Below are 26,272 nucleotides of genomic sequence, written 5' to 3'. Positions count from 1 at the left end.
TAGTAAAAGCGCCACTTCCCGAATCATAATCCCCTTCTCCTGCTCCTAAGCCTGATCCTGATGTTTGAACTAAACTGTATGTGAATGGAGTTAAGCCTGCTGTTACTGTTACTTCAATACGTCCTGTAGCACTTCCGTTACATGTAGCATCGATAGCATTTACTGTAAATACTGGATCAACTGGTGCAACTACTTCAAAGGTCTTGCTTACAACACAACTACCTGAACCTGTATCGGTAACTCTAACAGTATAAGTTCCTAATGCTGTACCTAATGGTAAAGTAAAGTTACTGCTTACTCCTGTTCCTACTGCTATTGTGCCAGTAGCAACACTTGTTGAACTTGGATCTTCAACTACATAACTGTAGCTTCCTGTTCCTGAATTAACCTCAATACTGTATTCTGGACCTCCAACACAACTTAAAATGCTTACTGGAGTAACATCAAAGTCTAAATCTGGATTAATTGTAATATTCTGTGCTCCTGCTGCTGGACAGTTATTACTGTCAACTACTGAAACCGTATAATCATCTGCTACTAAACCACTAAATACTAATGGACTCGCTCCTGTTAAAGTAAAGCTTGATCCTAATGCACCACTTAACGTTGCTGTGTATGGTGAACTTCCATCTGCAATAGTAACTGTAATCTCTCCTCCATCTGTACTACATGCATTGTCATTCTTGGTAACACTAAAGTTAACCTGAGTAACATCTGATACATTAACATTCTGTGCAACCTCACATCCATTGGTATCTCGTACAGTTACGATATAATCTCCTGGTAATAAATTCTCAAATAAGTTATTTCCACTGTAAGCAACTGCTGCTGTTCCTCCTGGGGTAGCTGAACCTGTGTCTGGAGCTAATTGGTATTCATAACCGCCCCATCCGCCTGTAACTGCGTCTACACGGATACTTCCATCACTATCGCCTGTACAGGTAATTCCTGTTGGAACCGCTGTATAACTAATAGCTCCTGTTGGACCTGATATGGTAAACGTAGCTGTATCTCTTGTACAGTCTGGGAACGCTGTCATAGCTACTCTAACAAAGTAATCGCCTGCGGCTAAACCTGTAATCGATTCTACTACATTTCCTGTTCCACTTCCTGTGATAGCAGTAGCTGTTCCTGTACCTGCATCAAATACTGTATAAGTATATCCGCCTGTATATGGGGTACTACTATCAAAGATAATCTCTACTGCTGCGGTACTTGAGCCGAAACAAACAACTGGTGCCGTTTGAGTTACATTGATTAAGTGATTTGGTACATCAACAACTTCATAACTCGAACTTAACTCACAACCTGTTACTGGATGAGTAACTGTTACTGTGTAAACTCCTGCTGCTAATCGTGTAGTATTTGTTACACTTACTCCACTATCAACATTATTGATCGTCTCAACTGTAGCGCCTGTATTATCTGAAATAACAACCGTAGCTCCTGTTACTGTTAAACTTGAATTAAAGATTATATCTATTAATTCTCCACCATTAACACAACTAATCGCATCATTCTGACTCGGGATGATATCTTGTAATTCATCAAATGCATTGATTGTAGTTATTGCTGAGAAACTCTCACACCCTTCGCTATCTACAACACGCACATAGAAATTCCCTCCTGATGTATCTGAGATACTGTATGTGTTAACACTTCCTGCAACTGTTACAGCTGTAATCTCTGTATCTAAACTTGTATCAAAATCTCCAAATGGGGCAACATCTAAGTATAACTCAACGGTGTTATACACTGTGCTTCCTCCTGAAATTCCTGAACCTGATGCAGTATCGATACTTAATGTAGCATTGTCAACGGTGTTACCTGTACTACATCCAAATTGAACTGCACTTGGTGCTACAACCGTTAATAATGGATTGTCATCTACTATAACTCCGGTAACATCTGTTGAACATCCATTTGCTCCAGTTAAAGTTACTGTATATGTTCCTGCTGGGACATTAGTAAAAGCGCCACTTACCGGATCATAATCCCCTTCTCCTGCTCCTAAGCCTGATCCTGATGTTTGAACTAAACTGTATGTGAATGGAGTTAAGCCTGCTGTTACTGTTACTTCAATACGTCCTGTAGCACTTCCGTTACATGTAGCATCGATAGCATTTACTGTAAATGCTGGATCAACCGGTGCAACTACTTCAAAGGTCTTGCTTACAACACAACTGCCTGAACCTGTATCGGTAACTCTAACAGTATACGTTCCTAATGCTGTACCTAATGGTAAATTAAAGTTACTGCTTACTCCTGTTCCTACTGCTATTGTGCCAGTAGCAACACTTGTTGAACTTGGATCTTCAACTACATAACTGTAGCTTCCTGTTCCTGAATTAACCTCAATACTGTATTCTGGACCTCCAACACAACTTAAAATGCTTACTGGAGTAACATCAAAGTCTAAATCTGGGTTAATTGTAATATTCTGTGCTCCTGCTGCTGGACAGTTATTACTGTCAACTACTGAAACCGTATAATCATCTGCTACTAAACCACTAAATACTAATGGACTCGCTCCTGTTAAAGTAAAGCTTGATCCTAATGCTCCACTTAACGTTGCTGTGTATGGTGAACTTCCATCTGCAATAGTAACTGTAATCTCTCCTCCATCTGTACTACATGCATTGTCATTCTTGGTAACACTAAAGTTAACCTGAGTAACATCTGATACATTAACATTCTGTGCAACCTCACATCCATTGGTATCTCGTACAGTTACGATATAATCTCCTGGTAATAAATTCTCAAATAAGTTATTTCCACTGTAAGCAACTGCTGCTGTTCCTCCTGGGGTAGCTGAACCTGTGTCTGGAGCTAATTGGTATTCATAACCGCCCCATCCGCCTGTAACTGCGTCTACACGGATACTTCCATCACTATCGCCTGTACAGGTAATTCCTGTTGGAACCGCTGTATAACTAATAGCTCCTGTTGGACCTGATATGGTAAACGTAGCTGTATCTCTTGTACAGTCTGGGAACGCTGTCATAGCTACTCTAACAAAGTAATCGCCTGCGGCTAAACCTGTAATCGATTCTACTACATTTCCTGTTCCACTTCCTGTGATAGCAGTAGCTGTTCCTGTACCTGCATCAAATACTGTATAAGTATATCCGCCTGTATATGGGGTACTACTATCAAAGATAATCTCTACTGCTGCGGTACTTGAGCCGAAACAAACAACTGGTGCCGTTTGAGTTACATTGATTAAGTGATTTGGTACATCAACAACTTCATAACTCGAACTTAACTCACAGCCTGTTACTGGATGAGTAACTGTTACTGTGTAAACTCCTGCTGCTAATCGTGTAGTATTTGTTACACTTACTCCACTATCAACATTATTGATCGTCTCAACTGTAGCGCCTGTATTATCTGAAATAACAACCGTAGCTCCTGTTACTGTTAAACTTGAATTAAAGATTATATCTATTAATTCTCCACCATTAACACAACTAATCGCATCATTCTGACTCGGGATGATATCTTGTAATTCATCAAATGCATTGATTGTAGTTATTGCTGAGAAACTCTCACACCCTTCGCTATCTACAACACGCACATAGAAATTCCCTCCTGATGTATCTGAGATACTGTATGTGTTAACACTTCCTGCAACTGTTACAGCTGTAATCTCTGTATCTAAACTTGTATCAAAATCTCCAAATGGGGCAACATCTAAGTATAACTCAACGGTGTTATACACTGTGCTTCCTCCTGAAATTCCTGAACCTGATGCAGTATCGATACTTAATGTAGCATTGTCAACGGTGTTACCTGTACTACATCCAAATTGAACTGCACTTGGTGCTACAACCGTTAATAATGGATTGTCATCTACTATAACTCCGGTAACATCTGTTGAACATCCATTTGCTCCAGTTAAAGTTACTGTATATGTTCCTGCTGGGACATTAGTAAAAGCGCCACTTACCGGATCATAATCCCCTTCTCCTGCTCCTAAGCCTGATCCTGATGTTTGAACTAAACTGTATGTGAATGGAGTTAAGCCTGCTGTTACTGTTACTTCAATACGCCCTGTAGCACTTCCGTTACATGTAGCATCGATAGCATTTACTGTAAATGCTGGATCAACCGGTGCAACTACTTCAAAGGTCTTGCTTACAACACAACTGCCTGAACCTGTATCGGTAACTCTAACAGTATAAGTTCCTAATGCTGTACCTAATGGTAAAGTAAAGTTACTGCTTACTCCTGTTCCTACTGCTATTGTGCCAGTAGCAACACTTGTTGAACTTGGATCTTCAACTACATAACTGTAGCTTCCTGTTCCTGAATTAACCTCAATACTGTATTCTGGACCTCCAACACAACTTAAAATGCTTACTGGAGTAACATCAAAGTCTAAATCTGGATTAATTGTAATATTCTGTGCTCCTGCTGCTGGACAGTTATTACTGTCAACTACTGAAACCGTATAATCATCTGCTACTAAACCACTAAATACTAATGGACTCGCTCCTGTTAAAGTAAAGCTTGATCCTAATGCTCCACTTAACGTTGCTGTGTATGGTGAACTTCCATCTGCAATAGTAACTGTAATCTCTCCTCCATCTGTACTACATGCATTGTCATTCTTGGTAACACTAAAGTTAACCTGAGTAACATCTGATACATTAACATTCTGTGCAACCTCACATCCATTGGTATCTCGTACAGTTACGATATAATCTCCTGGTAATAAATTCTCAAATAAGTTATTTCCACTGTAAGCAACTGCTGCTGTTCCTCCTGGGGTAGCTGAACCTGTGTCTGGAGCTAATTGGTATTCATAACCGCCCCATCCGCCTGTAACTGCGTCTACACGGATACTTCCATCACTATCGCCTGTACAGGTAATTCCTGTTGGAACCGCTGTATAACTAATAGCTCCTGTTGGACCTGATATGGTAAACGTAGCTGTATCTCTTGTACAGTCTGGGAACGCTGTCATAGCTACTCTAACAAAGTAATCGCCTGCGGCTAAACCTGTAATCGATTCTACTACATTTCCTGTTCCACTTCCTGTGATAGCAGTAGCTGTTCCTGTACCTGCATCAAATACTGTATAAGTATATCCGCCTGTATATGGGGTACTACTATCAAAGATAATCTCTACTGCTGCGGTACTTGAGCCGAAACAAACAACTGGTGCCGTTTGAGTTACATTGATTAAGTGATTTGGTACATCAACAACTTCATAACTCGAACTTAACTCACAGCCTGTTACTGGATGAGTAACTGTTACTGTGTAAACTCCTGCTGCTAATCGTGTAGTATTTGTTACACTTACTCCACTATCAACATTATTGATCGTCTCAACTGTAGCGCCTGTATTATCTGAAATAACAACCGTAGCTCCTGTTACTGTTAAACTTGAATTAAAGATTATATCTATTAATTCTCCACCATTAACACAACTAATCGCATCATTCTGACTCGGGATGATATCTTGTAATTCATCAAATGCATTGATTGTAGTCATTGCTGAGAAACTCTCACACCCTTCACTATCTACAACACGCACATAGAAATTCCCTCCTGATGTATCTGAGATACTGTATGTGTTAACACTTCCTGCAACTGTTACAGCTGTAATCTCTGTATCTAAACTTGTATCAAAATCTCCAAATGGGGCAACATCTAAGTATAACTCAACGGTGTTATACACTGTGCTTCCTCCTGAAATTCCTGAACCTGATGCAGTATCGATACTTAATGTAGCATTGTCAACGGTGTTACCTGTACTACATCCAAATTGAACTGCACTTGGTGCTACAACCGTTAATAATGGATTGTCATCTACTATAACTCCGGTAACATCTGTTGAACATCCATTTGCTCCAGTTAAAGTTACTGTATATGTTCCTGCTGGGACATTAGTAAAAGCGCCACTTACCGGATCATAATCCCCTTCTCCTGCTCCTAAGCCTGATCCTGATGTTTGAACTAAACTGTATGTGAATGGAGTTAAGCCTGCTGTTACTGTTACTTCAATACGTCCTGTAGCACTTCCGTTACATGTAGCATCGATAGCATTTACTGTAAATGCTGGATCAACTGGTGCAACTACTTCAAAGGTCTTGCTTACAACACAACTGCCTGAACCTGTATCGGTAACTCTAACAGTATACGTTCCTAATGCTGTACCTAATGGTAAATTAAAGTTACTGCTTACTCCTGTTCCTACTGCTATTGTGCCAGTAGCAACACTTGTTGAACTTGGATCTTCAACTACATAACTGTAGCTTCCTGTTCCTGAATTAACCTCAATACTGTATTCTGGACCTCCAACACAACTTAAAATGCTTACTGGAGTAACATCAAAGTCTAAATCTGGGTTAATTGTAATATTCTGTGCTCCTGCTGCTGGACAGTTATTACTGTCAACTACTGAAACCGTATAATCATCTGCTACTAAACCACTAAATACTAATGGACTCGCTCCTGTTAAAGTAAAGCTTGATCCTAATGCTCCACTTAACGTTGCTGTGTATGGTGAACTTCCATCTGCAATAGTAACTGTAATCTCTCCTCCATCTGTACTACATGCATTGTCATTCTTGGTAACACTAAAGTTAACCTGAGTAACATCTGATACATTAACATTCTGTGCAACCTCACATCCATTGGTATCTCGTACAGTTACGATATAATCTCCTGGTAATAAATTCTCAAATAAGTTATTTCCACTGTAAGCAACTGCTGCTGTTCCTCCTGGGGTAGCTGAACCTGTGTCTGGAGCTAATTGGTATTCATAACCGCCCCATCCGCCTGTAACTGCGTCTACACGGATACTTCCATCACTATCGCCTGTACAGGTAATTCCTGTTGGAACCGCTGTATAACTAATAGCTCCTGTTGGACCTGATATGGTAAACGTAGCTGTATCTCTTGTACAGTCTGGGAACGCTGTCATAGCTACTCTAACAAAGTAATCGCCTGCGGCTAAACCTGTAATCGATTCTACTACATTTCCTGTTCCACTTCCTGTGATAGCAGTAGCTGTTCCTGTACCTGCATCAAATACTGTATAAGTATATCCGCCTGTATATGGGGTACTACTATCAAAGATAATCTCTACTGCTGCGGTACTTGAGCCGAAACAAACAACTGGTGCCGTTTGAGTTACATTGATTAAGTGATTTGGTACATCAACAACTTCATAACTCGAACTTAACTCACAGCCTGTTACTGGATGAGTAACTGTTACTGTGTAAACTCCTGCTGCTAATCGTGTAGTATTTGTTACACTTACTCCACTATCAACATTATTGATCGTCTCAACTGTAGCGCCTGTATTATCTGAAATAACAACCGTAGCTCCTGTTACTGTTAAACTTGAATTAAAGATTATATCTATTAATTCTCCACCATTAACACAACTAATCGCATCATTCTGACTCGGGATGATATCTTGTAATTCATCAAATGCATTGATTGTAGTCATTGCTGAGAAACTCTCACACCCTTCACTATCTAATACCCTAATGTAATAGTTACCTCCTGCAGTATCAGATATACTGAAAGTTTTTACTGTTCCTGTTACTGTTACAGCTGTAATCTCTGTATCTAAACTTGTATCAAAATCTCCAAATGGGGCAACATCTAAGTATAACTCAACGGTGTTATACACTGTGCTTCCTCCTGAAATTCCTGAGCCTGATGCAGTATCGATACTTAATGTAGCATTATCAACAGTGTTACCTGTACTACATCCAAATTGAACTGCACTTGGTGCTACAACCGTTAATAATGGATTGTCATCTACTATAACTCCGGTAACATCTGTTGAACATCCATTTGCTCCAGTTAAAGTTACTGTATATGTTCCTGCTGGGACATTAGTAAAAGCGCCACTTACCGGATCATAATCCCCTTCTCCTGCTCCTAAGCCTGATCCTGATGTTTGAACTAAACTGTATGTGAATGGAGTTAAGCCTGCTGTTACTGTTACTTCAATACGTCCTGTAGCACTTCCGTTACATGTAGCATCGATAGCATTTACTGTAAATACTGGATCAACTGGTGCAACTACTTCAAAGGTCTTGCTTACAACACAACTACCTGAACCTGTATCGGTAACTCTAACAGTATAAGTTCCTAATGCTGTACCTAATGGTAAAGTAAAGTTACTGCTTACTCCTGTTCCTACTGCTATTGTGCCAGTAGCAACACTTGTTGAACTTGGATCTTCAACTACATAACTGTAGCTTCCTGTTCCTGAATTAACCTCAATACTGTATTCTGGACCTCCAACACAACTTAAAATGCTTACTGGAGTAACATCAAAGTCTAAATCTGGATTAATTGTAATATTCTGTGCTCCTGCTGCTGGACAGTTATTACTGTCAACTACTGAAACCGTATAATCATCTGCTACTAAACCACTAAATACTAATGGACTCGCTCCTGTTAAAGTAAAGCTTGATCCTAATGCACCACTTAACGTTGCTGTGTATGGTGAACTTCCATCTGCAATAGTAACTGTAATCTCTCCTCCATCTGTACTACATGCATTGTCATTCTTGGTAACACTAAAGTTAACCTGAGTAACATCTGATACATTAACATTCTGTGCAACCTCACATCCATTGGTATCTCGTACAGTTACGATATAATCTCCTGGTAATAAATTCTCAAATAAGTTATTTCCACTGTAAGCAACTGCTGCTGTTCCTCCTGGGGTAGCTGAACCTGTGTCTGGAGCTAATTGGTATTCATAACCGCCCCATCCGCCTGTAACTGCGTCTACACGGATACTTCCATCACTATCGCCTGTACAGGTAATTCCTGTTGGAACCGCTGTATAACTAATAGCTCCTGTTGGACCTGATATGGTAAACGTAGCTGTATCTCTTGTACAGTCTGGGAACGCTGTCATAGCTACTCTAACAAAGTAATCGCCTGCGGCTAAACCTGTAATCGATTCTACTACATTTCCTGTTCCACTTCCTGTGATAGCAGTAGCTGTTCCTGTACCTGCATCAAATACTGTATAAGTATATCCGCCTGTATATGGGGTACTACTATCAAAGATAATCTCTACTGCTGCGGTACTTGAGCCGAAACAAACAACTGGTGCCGTTTGAGTTACATTGATTAAGTGATTTGGTACATCAACAACTTCATAACTCGAACTTAACTCACAACCTGTTACTGGATGAGTAACTGTTACTGTGTAAACTCCTGCTGCTAATCGTGTAGTATTTGTTACACTTACTCCACTATCAACATTATTGATCGTCTCAACTGTAGCGCCTGTATTATCTGAAATAACAACCGTAGCTCCTGTTACTGTTAAACTTGAATTAAAGATTATATCTATTAATTCTCCACCATTAACACAACTAATCGCATCATTCTGACTCGGGATGATATCTTGTAATTCATCAAATGCATTGATTGTAGTTATTGCTGAGAAACTCTCACACCCTTCGCTATCTACAACACGCACATAGAAATTCCCTCCTGATGTATCTGAGATACTGTATGTGTTAACACTTCCTGCAACTGTTACAGCTGTAATCTCTGTATCTAAACTTGTATCAAAATCTCCAAATGGGGCAACATCTAAGTATAACTCAACGGTGTTATACACTGTGCTTCCTCCTGAAATTCCTGAACCTGATGCAGTATCGATACTTAATGTAGCATTGTCAACGGTGTTACCTGTACTACATCCAAATTGAACTGCACTTGGTGCTACAACCGTTAATAATGGATTGTCATCTACTATAACTCCGGTAACATCTGTTGAACATCCATTTGCTCCAGTTAAAGTTACTGTATATGTTCCTGCTGGGACATTAGTAAAAGCGCCACTTACCGGATCATAATCCCCTTCTCCTGCTCCTAAGCCTGATCCTGATGTTTGAACTAAACTGTATGTGAATGGAGTTAAGCCTGCTGTTACTGTTACTTCAATACGTCCTGTAGCACTTCCGTTACATGTAGCATCGATAGCATTTACTGTAAATGCTGGATCAACTGGTGCAACTACTTCAAAGGTCTTGCTTACAACACAACTACCTGAACCTGTATCGGTAACTCTAACAGTATACGTTCCTAATGCTGTACCTAATGGTAAAGTAAAGTTACTGCTTACTCCTGTTCCTACTACTATTGTGCCAGTAGCAACACTTGTTGAACTTGGATCTTCAACTACATAACTGTAGCTTCCTGTTCCTGAACTAACCTCAATACTGTATTCTGCTCCTACAGCACAAGTTAAAATGCTTACTGGAGTAATATCAAAGTCTAAATCTGGGTTAATTGTAATATTTTGCGTTGCTGGTGAACATCCATTTGTATCTTCAAAAGCTACTGTATATGTATCTGCTACTAAACCTGTGAAGTTAAAAGGTCCTGATCCTGTTAAAGTGAAACTTGATCCAAGAGCACCTGTTAATGTGGCTGTATAATTTCCTGTAGTGGCTCCTGTTACTGTTACTGTTACTTCACCTAAATCTGCTGTACAAGCATTATCATTCTTTGCAACTGAAAATGTAGGTATCTGACTAACAATTAATGTTTCTGGACCTAAGTCTGTTGTACAAACATTACCATTACTATCAGTAATTCTAATAAAAATATTAGTAACATCTGAAGTTATAGTACCGACAGCAGAATATGGGAACTCAATTTCGTTACCATTAACTATAGCACTAGCTACTGTAAAATTAGTTGCACTAACTAAAGAATATGTATAAGGAGGTGTACCTCCTGCAACACTTTCAACTCTTATTACACCATTTGCATTACAAGTAATATCTCTTATCGGATTTAAAACTCCTGTAATTGCTACTGATTCAAGAACTTCGAAATCTAGACTTCCCCAACTACATGTAGTAGGTGTTGCTGGATCTCTTTCAATTATTAAATAATATAAACCAGGATCTAAACCTGTAACAGGTAAATTGAAAGGATATGTTTCTGTATCTGCTATTGTACCTGTTATTGGTGTTGTTAATGGGGCATTAGTATTTCCGTCATATAATTCCCAAGCTATATTATTTCCTGCTAAAACTCCGTCAATGTCATCAATAGTAAAAGTTATTGCTCCATCATTAGATGCACCTGAACAAGATTGACTATTTACTACTCCTGTAATACTTACGTCAAATGTAGAATCTGGGAAAACTAAAGGCGTATCCGGATCATTTGTTTCTATACATCCAGTTGTTGTATCTCTTACATAAAATTGATAATCTAAACCTGGTATTATATCTGAGAAAATGTGTCTTCTAAAATCTGAATTTGGATTGGTTGGATCAAGATCTACTGGTCCAGCTTGAATTGCTGGTAACCAAGGTCCTGTTGATGAGTTAATAGAAAACTCAAATGGTCCAACTCCTCCTTGAGCAACTACAGTAACTATATAACCTGTTGCACAATCTCCTGTTGGTGTTACATCTACTACAATACCACTAACATTAAATGGTATAATAAATTGTCCGTTAAGTTCTATACATTTAACGACACCTGTTACTCCATCTCTAATTCTTAACCCCGGATAAACAACATCATCAGGGTCATATCCTCTAATTTGACCATCAGTAAATGCTAACCAAGTCGTTCCATTATCTACTGTATACTCTAAAATATCTCCAGGAAAATCTGTAGGACTAACATTTATAAAGTTAAAACCAGTTAATAAAGGTTCTGAAACTCCACAATTTGGTGGTGGAACTGGTTCAATATCTAAAACTAATGGATTGGGATTAACTAATGTTACAGAGTCAGAATCATTACATGTTAAACCATCTGTTATTCTCACTGTATAAGTATCAGCAGATAGATTAGGGAATGATAAAACAGTCCCTGTAAAATTATTTATTGTTTGTAAAACTGTTCCAACTGAATCTTCAATTGTTATTGTATGAGGAATTCTACCATTAGAAATTGTTACATCAATACTTCCTTCATCTCCATTACATAAAGGTTGAACTCCTGTTAATGATAATCCTACTGGTGGAACATTACCTACTATTACATCTTCAATAACAATTGTACAACCATTACTATCCCTTACAAATACATCATAAGTACCTGCACCTGCTGATATTGGATTAGTTCCTGAAAAACTTCCAGAAGGAGCACCTGCTGGGGTTGCAGCGTCGACTTCTACAGAAAAAGTATACCCACCAGATCCACCTGAAGGATTAATAGTGATAGAACCTGCATTACAGCTTGCATCTACAACAGTAACACCCGCTACCAATTGTGGTAAAATTGTTGTGCTTACTGTTTCTGTACAACCTTTATTATCAATAACTTCTATACTATATGTATTGGCTCCTAATCCTGTAAAAGTATGACTTGAACCTGTCACATTCTCAAAGGCTCCCCCATCTATACTTGCTCTAAATGGTGCCTCTCCACTAGTAATATTTAATGTAATCGATCCATTAGTGCCATCATAACATGTAACTGGTGTAGCTGTGAATAGTACTGGGTCAAAATTGTTTATTGTAAAACTAGCTGTAGCTGTACATCCATTATCATCTGTTACTCTAATTGTATGTGTTCCTGCTGGAATGTCGGTTAAACTTGTAATGAAAGCTCCCGCTCCATTTAATTGGTAATCATAGGTATATGGTGGAGTACCTCCCGTTACATCTCCTTCAATTGTCGCTCCTGTAGCTGGATCACATGTAACCTCTTTTAAAACATTAGCCGTTAAGCCTGTTAAAGCACTTGGCTCGGTGATACTTACATTGTTTACCGTAACAACACATTGTGAACCTCCTGATGAAACTGTAGAGGAACGAACTTCAACTGTGTAGGTTCCTGCTCCTAATGTAGTCGGTACTGTTAATGGACTTGTTGTATTTCCTGTTACCCAACCTAAACCATTAATATTGTACTCAAATGAAGCTCCAAAGTTAGTCGCTGTAATTGTTATATCTCCATCTGTATCACCATTACATGAAACTGCTGAACCTACAACACTCGCTGTAAATTCTTGATTATCTAATATAACTACTCCTATATCTGTACTACAGCCACTTCCGTAAGCTACTTCAACTGTATAACTTCCAACAGCTTGACCATTGAAAACTCCTGTACCATTTGTAGCAACTGTAGCTCCTGTTGAATCTAATAAAGTATAGGTATATGTTCCTACTGGGCTAGGTGTAATAGTAATATTACCTGTACCATCACAATTATAAACAACTGCTTCGCTTAACGTTGGGACTGCTGGTAAATCATCAATTGTAACTGTACCTGTAAATCCACTACAGCCATTAGTATCCTCTATAAGAACATCATAAGTTCCTGATGATAAGCCTGTAACTGGTGAAGTTGTACTACTTAAGAATGTAGCACTACTTGTTAATTTGTAGAAATAAACATATGAGCCTGTTCCTCCTGTTGGATCTGTGAAACTAATGCTTCCTAAGTTCGTTCCTCCTGTTGGAGTACAACTTAAATCTGTCTCACTTGCTCCGCCACCACTTAAAGCAACTGGAACTGTAATTGTTCCTGTTGTTGTAAAATTACATCCTTCTGAATCTACAACTTCTATATTATAGGTACCATCTCCTAAGCCTGTGAAATTCTCTGATGTAGTTCCAACTCCTGTTCGTGTAATAGTAGAAGCTCCTGTTATATTAATTGTATATGGTGGAGTTCCTTGAGATACTGTAATACTTAAACTTCCTGTATCTGTTGAACAGCTTGGCTGAGTATCTGACACACTTGCTGTTACTGGTAAAACACTTCCTACTACAACATCTTGGAAAACTCCACGACATCCGTTACTATCCTCTACATAAACATCATAAGTTCCAGCTGCTCTATCAACTGAAGCATTACCTGATGAAAAATCGCCTGCAACTGGTGTAACTCCATCTGCAACTACGGCATAAACATATCCTGTTCCTGTTCCCCCTGCACCTACTGAAGTAATCGTACCTAAGTTACAATCCTCTGGTGTACTAGTAGCTGTTACCGTAACTTGTGGTAAAATTGTTGTGCTTACTGTTTCTGTACAACCTTTATTATCAATAACTTCTATACTATATGTATTGGCTCCTAATCCTGTAAAAGTATGACTTGAACCTGTTACATTCTCAAAGGCTCCGCCATCTATACTTGCTCTAAATGGTGCCTCTCCACTAGTAATATTTAATGTAATCGATCCATTAGTGCCATCATAACATGTAACTGGTGTAGCTGTGAATAGTACTGGATCAAAATTGTTTATTGTAAAACTAGCTGTAGCTGTACATCCATTATCATCTGTTACTCTAATTGTATGTGTTCCTGCTGGAATGTCGGTTAAACTTGTAATGAAAGCTCCCGCTCCATTTAATTGGTAATCATAGGTATATGGTGGAGTACCTCCCGTTACATCTCCTTCAATTGTCGCTCCTGTAGCTGGATCACATGTAACCTCTTTTAAAACATTAGCCGTTAAACCTGTTAAAGCACTTGGCTCGGTGATACTTACATTGTTTACCGTAACAACACATTGTGAACCTCCTGATGAAACTGTAGAGGAACGAACTTCAACTGTGTAGGTTCCTGCTCCTAATGTAGTCGGTACTGTTAATGGACTTGTTGTATTTCCTGTTACCCAACCTAAACCATTAATATTGTACTCAAATGAAGCTCCAAAGTTAGTCGCTGTAATTGTTATATCTCCATCTGTATCACCATTACATGAAACTGCTGAACCTACAACACTCGCTGTAAATTCTTGATTATCTAATATAACTACTCCTATATCTGTACTACAGCCACTTCCGTAAGCTACTTCAACTGTATAACTTCCAACAGCTTGACCATTGAAAACTCCTGTACCATTTGTAGCAACTGTAGCTCCTGTTGAATCTAATAAAGTATAGGTATATGTTCCTACTGGGCTAGGTGTAATAGTAATATTACCTGTACCATCACAATTATAAACAACTGCTTCGCTTAACGTTGGGACTGCTGGTAAATCATCAATTGTAACTGTACCTGTAAATCCACTACAGCCATTAGTATCCTCTATAAGAACATCATAAGTTCCTGATGATAAGCCTGTAACTGGTGAAGTTGTACTACTTAAGAATGTAGCACTACTTGTTAATTTGTAGAAATAAACATATGAGCCTGTTCCTCCTGTTGGATCTGTGAAACTAATGCTTCCTAAGTTCGTTCCTCCTGTTGGAGTACAACTTAAATCTGTCTCACTTGCTCCGCCACCACTTAAAGCAACTGGAACTGTAATTGTTCCTGTTGTTGTAAAATTACATCCTTCTGAATCTACAACTTCTATATTATAGGTACCATCTCCTAAGCCTGTGAAATTCTCTGATGTAGTTCCAACTCCTGTTCGTGTAATAGTAGAAGCTCCTGTTATATTAATTGTATATGGTGGAGTTCCTTGAGATACTGTAATACTTAAACTTCCTGTATCTGTTGAACAGCTTGGCTGAGTATCTGACACACTTGCTGTTACTGGTAAAACACTTCCTACTACAACATCTTGGAAAACTCCACGACATCCGTTACTATCCTCTACATAAACATCATAAGTTCCAGCTGCTCTATCAACTGAAGCATTACCTGATGAAAAATCGCCTGCAACTGGTGTAACTCCATCTGCAACTACGGCATAAACATATCCTGTTCCTGTTCCCCCTGCACCTACTGAAGTAATCGTACCTAAGTTACAATCCTCTGGTGTACTAGTAGCTGTTACCGTAACTTGTGGTAAAATTGTTGTGCTTACTGTTTCTGTACAACCTTTATTATCAATAACTTCTATACTATATGTATTGGCTCCTAATCCTGTAAAAGTATGACTTGAACCTGTTACATTCTCAAAGGCTCCCCCATCTATACTTGCTCTAAATGGTGCCTCTCCACTAGTAATATTTAATGTAATCGATCCATTAGTGCCATCATAACATGTAACTGGTGTAGCTGTGAATAGTACTGGGTCAAAATTGTTTATTGTAAAACTAGCTGTAGCTGTACATCCATTATCATCTGTTACTCTAATTGTATGTGTTCCTGCTGGAATGTCGGTTAAACTTGTAATGAAAGCTCCCGCTCCATTTAATTGGTAATCATAGGTATATGGTGGAGTACCTCCCGTTACATCTCCTTCAATTGTCGCTCCTGTAGCTGGATCACATGTAACCTCTTTTAAAACATTAGCCGTTAAGCCTGTTAAAGCACTTGGCTCGGTGATACTTACATTGTTTACCGTAACAACACATTGTGAACCTCCTGATGAAACTGTAGAGGAACGAACTTCAACTGTGTAGGTTCCTGCTCCTAATGTAGTCGGTACTGTTAATGGACTTGTTGTATTTCCTGTTACCCAACCTAAACCATTAATATTGTACTCAAATGAAGCTCCAAAGTTAGTCGCTGTAATTGTTATATCTCCATCTGTATCACCATTACATGAAACTGCTGAACCTACAACACTCGCTGTAAATTCTTGATTATCTAATATAACTACTCCTATATCTGTACTACAGCCACTTCCGTAAGCTACTTCAACTGTATAACTTCCAACAGCTTGACCATTGAAAACTCCTGTACCATTTGTAGCAACTGTAGCTCCTGTTGAATCTAATAAAGTATAGGTATATGTTCCTACTGGGCTAGGTGTAATAGTAATATTACCTGTACCATCACAATTATAAACAACTGCTTCGCTTAACGTTGGTACTGCTGGTAAATCATCAATTGTAACTGTACCTGTAAATCCACTACAGCCATTAGTATCCTCTATAAGAACATCATAAGTTCCTGATGATAAGCCTGTAACTGGTGAAGTTGTACTACTTAAGAATGTAGCACTACTTGTTAATTTGTAGAAATAAACATATGAGCCTGTTCCTCCTGTTGGATCTGTGAAACTAATGCTTCCTAAGTTCGTTCCTCCTGTTGGAGTACAACTTAAATCTGTCTCACTTGCTCCGCCACCACTTAAAGCAACTGGAACTGTAATTGTTCCTGTTGTTGTAAAATTACATCCTTCTGAATCTACAACTTCTATATTATAGGTACCATCTCCTAAGCCTGTGAAATTCTCTGATGTAGTTCCAACTCCTGTTCGTGTAATAGTAGAAGCTCCTGTTATATTAATTGTATATGGTGGAGTTCCTTGAGATACTGTAATACTTAAACTACCCGTATCTGTTGAACAGCTTGGCTGAGTATCTGACACACTTGCTGTTACTGGTAAAACACTTCCTACTACAACATCTTGGAAAACTCCACGACATCCGTTACTATCCTCTACATAAACATCATAAGTTCCAGCTGCTCTATCAACTGAAGCATTACCTGATGAAAAATCGCCTGCAACTGGTGTAACTCCATCTGCAACTACGGCATAAACATATCCTGTTCCTGTTCCCCCTGCACCTACTGAAGTAATCGTACCTAAGTTACAATCCTCTGGTGTACTGGTAGCTGTTACCGTAACTTGTGGTAGAATTGTTGTGCTTACTGTTTCTGTACAACCTTTATTATCAATAACTTCTATACTATATGTATTGGCTCCTAATCCTGTAAAAGTATGACTTGAACCTGTTACATTCTCAAAGGCTCCCCCATCTATACTTGCTCTAAATGGTGCCTCTCCACTAGTAATATTTAATGTAATCGATCCATTAGTGCCATCATAACATGTAACTGGTGTAGCTGTAAATAGTACTGGATCAAAATTGTTTATTGTAAAACTAGCTGTAGCTGTACATCCATTATCATCTGTTACTCTAATTGTATGTGTTCCTGCTGGAATGTCGGTTAAACTTGTAATGAAAGCTCCCGCTCCATTTAATTGGTAATCATAGCTATATGGTGGAGTACCTCCCGTTACATCTCCTTCAATTGTCGCTCCTGTAGCTGGGTCACATGTAACCTCTTTTAAAACATTAGCCGTTAAACCTGTTAAAGCACTTGGCTCGGTGATACTTACATTGTTTACCGTAACAACACATTGTGAACCTCCTGATGAAACTGTAGAGGAACGAACTTCAACTGTGTAGGTTCCTGCTCCTAATGTAGTCGGTACTGTTAATGGACTTGTTGTATTTCCTGTTACCCAACCTAAACCATTAATATTGTACTCAAATGAAGCTCCAAAGTTAGTCGCTGTAATTGTTATATCTCCATCTGTATCACCATTACATGAAACTGCTGAACCTACAACACTCGCTGTAAATTCTTGATTATCTAATATAACTACTCCTATATCTGTACTACAGCCACTTCCGTAAGCTACTTCAACTGTATAACTTCCAACAGCTTGACCATTGAAAACTCCTGTACCATTTGTAGCAACTGTAGCTCCTGTTGAATCTAATAAAGTATAGGTATATGTTCCTACTGGGCTAGGTGTAATAGTAATATTACCTGTACCATCACAATTATAAACAACTGCTTCGCTTAACGTTGGTACTGCTGGTAAATCATCAATTGTAACTGTACCTGTAAATCCACTACAGCCATTAGTATCCTCTATAAGAACATCATAAGTCCCTGATGATAAGCCTGTAACTGGTGAAGTTGTACTACTTAAGAATGTAGCACTACTTGTTAATTTGTAGAAATAAACATATGAGCCTGTTCCTCCTGTTGGATCTGTGAAACTAATGCTTCCTAAGTTCGTTCCTCCTGTTGGTGTACAACTTAAATCTGTCTCACTTGCTCCGCCACCACTTAAAGCAACTGGAACTGTAATTGTTCCTGTTGTTGTAAAATTACATCCTTCTGAATCTACAACTTCTATATTATAGGTACCATCTCCTAAGCCTGTGAAATTCTCTGATGTAGTTCCAACTCCTGTTCGTGTAATAGTAGAAGCTCCTGTTATATTAATTGTATATGGTGGAGTTCCTTGAGATACTGTAATACTTAAACTACCCGTATCTGTTGAACAGCTTGGCTGAGTATCTGACACACTTGCTGTTACTGGTAAAACACTTCCTACTACAACATCTTGGAAAACTCCACGACATCCGTTACTATCCTCTACATAAACATCATAAGTTCCAGCTGCTCTATCAACTGAAGCATTACCTGATGAAAAATCGCCTGCAACTGGTGTAACTCCATCTGCAACTACGGCATAAACATATCCTGTTCCTGTTCCCCCTGCACCTACTGAAGTAATCGTACCTAAGTTACAATCCTCTGGTGTACTGGTAGCTGTTACCGTAACTTGTGGTAGAATTGTTGTGTTTACTGTTTCTGTACAACCTTTATTATCAATAACTTCTATACTATATGTATTGGCTCCTAATCCTGTAAAAGTATGACTTGAACCTGTTACATTCTCAAAGGCTCCCCCATCTATACTTGCTCTAAATGGTGCCTCTCCACTAGTAATATTTAATGTAATCGATCCATTAGTGCCATCATAACATGTAACTGGTGTAGCTGTAAATAGTACTGGATCAAAATTGTTTATTGTAAAACTAGCTGTAGCTGTACATCCATTATCATCTGTTACTCTAATTGTATGTGTTCCTGCTGGAATGTCGGTTAAACTTGTAATGAAAGCTCCCGCTCCATTTAATTGGTAATCATAGGTATATGGTGGAGTACCTCCCGTTACATCTCCTTCAATTGTCGCTCCTGTAGCTGGATCACATGTAACCTCTTTTAAAACATTAGCCGTTAAGCCTGTTAAAGCACTTGGCTCGGTGATACTTACATTGTTTACCGTAACAACACATTGTGAACCTCCTGATGAAACTGTAGAGGAACGAACTTCAACTGTGTAGGTTCCTGCTCCTAATGTAGTCGGTACTGTTAATGGACTTGTTGTATTTCCTGTTACCCAACCTAAACCATTAATATTGTACTCAAATGAAACTCCAAAGTTAGTCGCTGTAATTGTTATATCTCCATCTGTATCACCATTACATGAAACTGCTGAACCTACAACACTCGCTGTAAATTCTTGATTATCTAATATAACTACTCCTATATCTGTACTACAGCCACTTCCGTAAGCTACTTCAACTGTATAACTTCCAACAGCTTGACCATTGAAAACTCCTGTACCATTTGTAGCAACTGTAGCTCCTGTTGAATCTAATAAAGTATAGGTATATGTTCCTACTGGGCTAGGTGTAATAGTAATATTACCTGTACCATCACAATTATAAACAACTGCTTCGCTTAACGTTGGTACTGCTGGTAAATCATCAATTGTAACTGTACCTGTAAATCCACTACAGCCATTAGTATCCTCTATAAGAACATCATAAGTTCCTGATGATAAGCCTGTAACTGGTGAAGTTGTACTACTTAAGAATGTAGCACTACTTGTTAATTTGTAGAAATAAACATATGAGCCTGTTCCTCCTGTTGGATCTGTGAAACTAATGCTTCCTAAGTTCGTTCCTCCTGTTGGAGTACAACTTAAATCTGTCTCACTTGCTCCGCCACCGCTTAAAGCAACTGGAACTGTAATTGTTCCTGTTGTTGTAAAATTACATCCTTCTGAATCTACAACTTCTATATTATAGGTACCATCTCCTAAGCCTGTGAAATTCTCTGATGTAGTTCCAACTCCTGTTCGTGTAATAGTAGAAGCTCCTGTTATATTAATTGTATATGGTGAAGTTCCTTGAGATACTGTAATACTTAAACTTCCTGTATCTGTTGAACAGCTTGGCTGAGTATCTGACACACTTGCTGTTACTGGTAAAACACTTCCTACTACAACATCTTGGAAAACTCCACGACATCCGTTACTATCCTCTACATAAACATCATAAGTTCCAGCTGCTCTATCAACTGAAGCATTACCTGATGAAAAATCGCCTGCAACTGGTGTAACTCCATCTGCAACTACGGCATAAACATATCCTGTTCCTGTTCCCCCTGCACCTACTGAAGTAATCGTACCTAAGTTACAATCCTCTGGTGTGCTAGTAGCTGTTACTGTAATCTGTGGTAGAATTGTTGTGGAAATTGAGTTTGTACAACCTTTATTATCAACAACTTCTATATTATATGTATTGGCTCCTAATCCTGTAAAAGTATGACTTGATCCTGTTACATTCTCAAAAGTTCCTCCGTTTAAACGTACTCTAAATGGTGCTTCTCCACTAGTAATATTTAATGTAATCTCTCCATTAGTTCCATCATAACATGTAACTGGTGTAGCTGTAAATAATACTGGATCTGGATTTGGAACATCAATAGTAAAAGGAACACAACCTACAGCATTTACTGTCATTCTAACATTATCTATAAAATTACCTACAGATAAACTACCAGATGCAGTAGAGATTGCAACAAAAGAAATCACTGTTGTTGTTTGTCCCGCAGGAACTGTATAAGAACCTGAGTATGATCCCCATGAAGAATTACCATCTGACATTGTTTGTGTAAAGTTCGAAGTAGTTAAGTTTCCTCCAATTCTTACTTCTGCTACATCTGTACCACTTCTTCCTCTATGATCTAAAGACCAATTAATTACATCTCCAGGTATTGTACAAAATTCTTGATATAAAGCTGATGGTAAATTTGCATTTAATTCAGCAAAATAATTTCCATCAGAAGCAGGAACTCCATTGAACCCACTTCTCCAAATTTCTAATTGATTGTCGCTAGCCGTACTGTCCCAACCATCTAATTGATTTTCATCAACAATTCTAAAAGTTGTTATACCAGAAGGTACAGTTTCAAAACTTCCATTGATGAAAGGATCTGTTGAACAACCACATTCTGTACAATTATTGGTATCTCTTACACTTATAGTATAAGTTCCTGATGATAAACCTGTAAATATATTAGATGATTGCCATGTTGCTCCATCATCTATGCTATATTCATATGGTGCTGTACCACCTGTAGCTTGAACCGTTATAGATGCAGAATTTGGTCCTGTACAATTTGCAGTCGTTGTTATTGAACCTGTTACATTTAAAGGATCTGGTTCTGTTATCGTTACATTTCCTAAGTCTAATTCACAAACTATTGAACCTGAATCTTCTCTAATTCTAACGTTATGATTTCCTGCTGGAACACCAACAATCCTGAAAGGATTATCAGCTGTTGAAGACCAACTACCTCCACCATCTATAGAGTATTCATAACTTCCTCCTGTAAAATTATTTGCTTGAATCGTAATTGTTCCATTATTAGAAGCATTACATTCTGAATTTGTACTTCCAGTAATACTACCTGAAAACCCTTGATTTGGTAGAACATCAACAATAAAATCTCTCGGACATGCTCTATCAGCTGTAACTGTAAATGTATGAGTGGCAGCACTTACGTTTGTAAATACATTAGATGTTTGAGGTGTACCTCCATCCATACTATAACTATATGTTAATGATGGTGTAGCAGGTGGGTTGAAAGTTACTGTTGCTGTTCCATCACAATTATAATCTATAGCACTTGGAATATTAGGAATTGTTGGAAAAGGATCAACAACAATTTGTGGTAACACTTGAGAAGTACATCCATTTGAATCTCTTACTAATAAATCGTAGGTACCTGGACCAACAGTATTAAATATTGTTGAACTTTGCCATGTAGTTCCATTATTTATACTATACTGGTAACCAGTACCTGAACCTCCTGTTGCATCTGTAAATGTAATTACTCCGTTCGGTTGAGTACAAGTTGCATCTGGATTTAAAGTAGCAGAACTAGATGGTGAAGAAGGATTAGCAATAGTGATTGGACCAACAGTATAACTACAAACTGAAGCTCCTTTTGTTGCTCTTATAGTAATTGTATAATCACCAGGTGCCAAAGCTGTAAATGAATTTGAAGCTTGAAATGTTGTTCCTCCATCATCACTATATTCTAAAGAATATGCTAATGAACCTGGTGGCGTATCTGTGATAATTGTAATCGTTCCATCTATATTTCCTGAACATGTAGTATCTGTATGGTTTTCAGAAAATTGTAAAGCATCTTCTAAACTTATAATTACAGGTGAAGAAATATCTGTACAGTTATTGTCATCTACAACAATAAATTCATAAGTTCCTTCACTTCCATTTGGGATGTTATATGTTGTGTTTGTTGTAAAACCTTCAAAAGTTGTAGCGTCATATGTAGCTGGAATAGCACTAAAATCAGCATAACTTATTGCTGTTTTTGTTGCTGTACTAGCAGGTGTATAAGACCATAAAGCATAAGTATAACCACTGCCTCCTATAGTACCTCCATTAGCAGATAATGTAATTATTCCATTAGAACAATCTATATCTTTTGTATTCACAGCATTAATATTTAACGCCGGTGGTACTGTTATTGCAGGTAAAGTTTCTGTATAAGTACAACTACTTGTAGTTGATGTTATTTCTACTGTGTATGTTCCTGATGCACTAATTGGGAAAGTTCTAGAACGATCTGTTGTTGGTCCAAAAGTACTTACAACCGATCCTCCGCTAGTAATATTATATACATATTGTTCAGATGTTGGAGCGTTTATTTGAATATTAATTTCCCCAGAATCACCAGCACATAATATTGGAGTAGTTGTTACGTCTACATCCATAGTTACCTCTCCTACAGACTGATTAGGGTAAGGAAACACACAAGAAATAGCTACATTTCTTATATAAACATCGTAATTTCCAGCTGTAGAAATTGGAAAGACATTTGATGCTTGATAAGCTCCAACTGCTGGTGCTGGATCACCTGCTGGTACTATAGCATATTCATATCCTGCAGGTACGCTGTTAATTGTTATACTACCGTTTGTAGAACAAATAATATCTTCAGTAACAATTGTTGGGTTAACTGTTCCTTTAAAAACATTAAAATAATAACGTTCGAAACACCCTCCTGGTTCTTCTACAATTAACCTATATTGACCTGCATCAGAAAAAGTTCGTGTTGTACTATTTACATCTGTTGCTACATCTACCCAAGTTCCTCCTACATCTGGACAAGTAACATCTGGAGTTGGTGTACTTCCTGAACTTAAAACTTGCCATCTTACGGTAGTAGGAGCTGCTACTCCAGTAGGAATTGAACGAGAATCAGAACTACCACATAAATAAATTTCTGCTAACTCTAAAGTAGGATCATTTACACAAGTTACAACTCTATCAGCAACAGCAGCAATAGGATTAACTCCTGAACCAAAAGGCCCTACCACAAAGGTTTCGTCAAAAGGCACACAAGCAGCAGGAGCTCCTGGTGGATTTGTCTTTGTTACTGTATAAGTTCCTGTTGATGTAACCGTTATAGTTCTTGTACTAGCTTCATCTCCTGAAGCAATAATGTTACCAGAACCATCTCTCCATTCATAATTACCAAAACCTGCACCAGCAGTTAAATCAACCGAAGATCCACACAATGAAACATTTTGAGAGAAATTATTACAACTTGAAATATCAACTAAAAAATTTGTTGATCCAACAATTCCAAAATTACATGCATCTATTCCTGAAACACTAGGAGCATCATTTACCGAAACTCCACCCGTAACACCATCATATCTTGCAAACGCTTGATTTTCAACAACATTAGAACATACATCTGTCAATAAGCTACAATCTGAAACAACTTGAACATGAAATCGTATATTATGAACAGCACCACCTTCTTCAACTAAAGAATCATCAACTTCAAATGTTAATTCACCTCTAAAACCATTACCTGCTGAAGGTGGAACATAATTTGTTAATGTTACCCCCGTAGGAGTAATAACATCTGCTGGAACTAAATTTACGTTTCTAGGAAGTCTATCTGTAATTACAGTATTCGTAGCATCATCTGTTCCTGTATTCTGAAAAGAAACATTATACCACAAGTCACTTCCTAACCCTAAAGTTACTCCGGCTAAATCTGTACCAGCATTATCATCAACAGTTTTTACAAGTTGAATAACTGGTTCAATAATTTCAATTGCAAATACATTTAAAAATGGCCAATATACATCTCCTCCAGTTGTAAATCTTGCATCTAAACTAGTTTGATTATTGGCTATATTTGTATTTAATGGGTTATCAACATTAAATAAATCTACATCAAATCCTAAAGTGTTTTCACTATCAGGGTTTCTTGAAGTAGTGTGTGCATCATATTGTGTGATACTTCCATTAAAAAAGTTATCAACTGGATTTGTTGTAGGCGTGCTAACATTAACAAAATTCCCAGATGTATTTCTTATTTGAAAGTTATCATTAAAAATAAAACCATCTCCTTCTAAAGCAGCAGTTAAAAATTGAGCTCTTACTGGACCAGAAGGAATTGTATTAAAACCTGTAAAATTAACATCAGCATTATTAGTACCATCTATGGTAGCAAAACCATCAAAGATTGAAATATTTTTACTAGAGTCAGTTTCATTTTCATAAATAACAACCATTACCCATCCTGCAGCACCTCCTAAACCATTTCTACTATCGCGACCAATTGTTGCTCTAATATTTCCTGCATAATAATCTCCATTTGGATTAGATAACCCTTGTACCATAGATGTTACATCTTTATAACATACATAAGGTCTTTGTGTTGCTATACCACTATCATATAGAACTTCATCACTTGTTATATCTTGATAAGGTTCTCCAGGTAACTTAAATTTTATATTTCTGTAGTCTCCAGGTCTAGAATTTTCAGTTTCCCAAGATTCATAAGGAAAAACACCTGCCCAATATAAACTTGCATGTACAACTCTTGAACAATTTGGTAAATTTAATGTTGATTTAGACGAAGAAAACGTATCCCCATTTCCAGCGATTCCTTCATCATCATCAATATCTATATAATTCATATAAATATTACCATTATTGAACTGTGCATCATTAACATTAATAAAAAATGCTCTATTACAACCATTAATAGAATTTATAACATACAAATCGTCTCCAACAGTATTATTTGGATGCGGTTCATTAGCATCTACAGTCTGTGTTGTGGGAGTATAAGTATAGTCTCTATACCATCTACCACATCGATCTCTAAACCAAGACATTGTAGAACTTCTAGTGTATAAAGTAAACTCTCTAAAATCTCTATTTAAAATATTGTTACCTACAAAAGTAACATTACCTCTAATATTAATACCTCCAGGTGGTAATCTTCTTTCATCAAAGGCTACATCAGGTCTCCTTCTTGCCATTAAATTATTCGGCGGAGTTTCAGAAATTCCTTTTTTCTGAGTAGCTTCTTGATTTAAGATTTGCCCAATATTTTCTGGCAATACTTGAACTTTAGCTTCTTTTTCTGATTGACTTCCATCATCTTGTGAAAATCCTAGAACTGAAGTTAAAGCAATAAATAGAAAAAGTAACTTTTTTTTCAT

The 26,272-nt window shown here is 37.9% G+C and carries 1 protein-coding gene (running past one end of the window); it reads right to left on the bottom strand.

Going from position 1 to position 26,272, the window contains the following annotated elements; genetic code table 11:
• Positions 1 to 26,272, bottom strand: partial view of a T9SS type B sorting domain-containing protein gene (locus AC2TEO_RS17470; protein ID WP_442266048.1) — the 5' portion only. 3,227 nt of this gene lie to the left of the window's left edge; 26,272 of the gene's 29,499 nt are visible here — the first part of the coding sequence; the start codon lies at positions 26,270 to 26,272; its stop codon lies beyond the left edge, outside the window.

The sequence above is a fragment of the Tenacibaculum aquaeponti genome (assembly GCF_057221555.1).
This window is presented reverse-complemented; position numbering and strand designations above follow the sequence as displayed.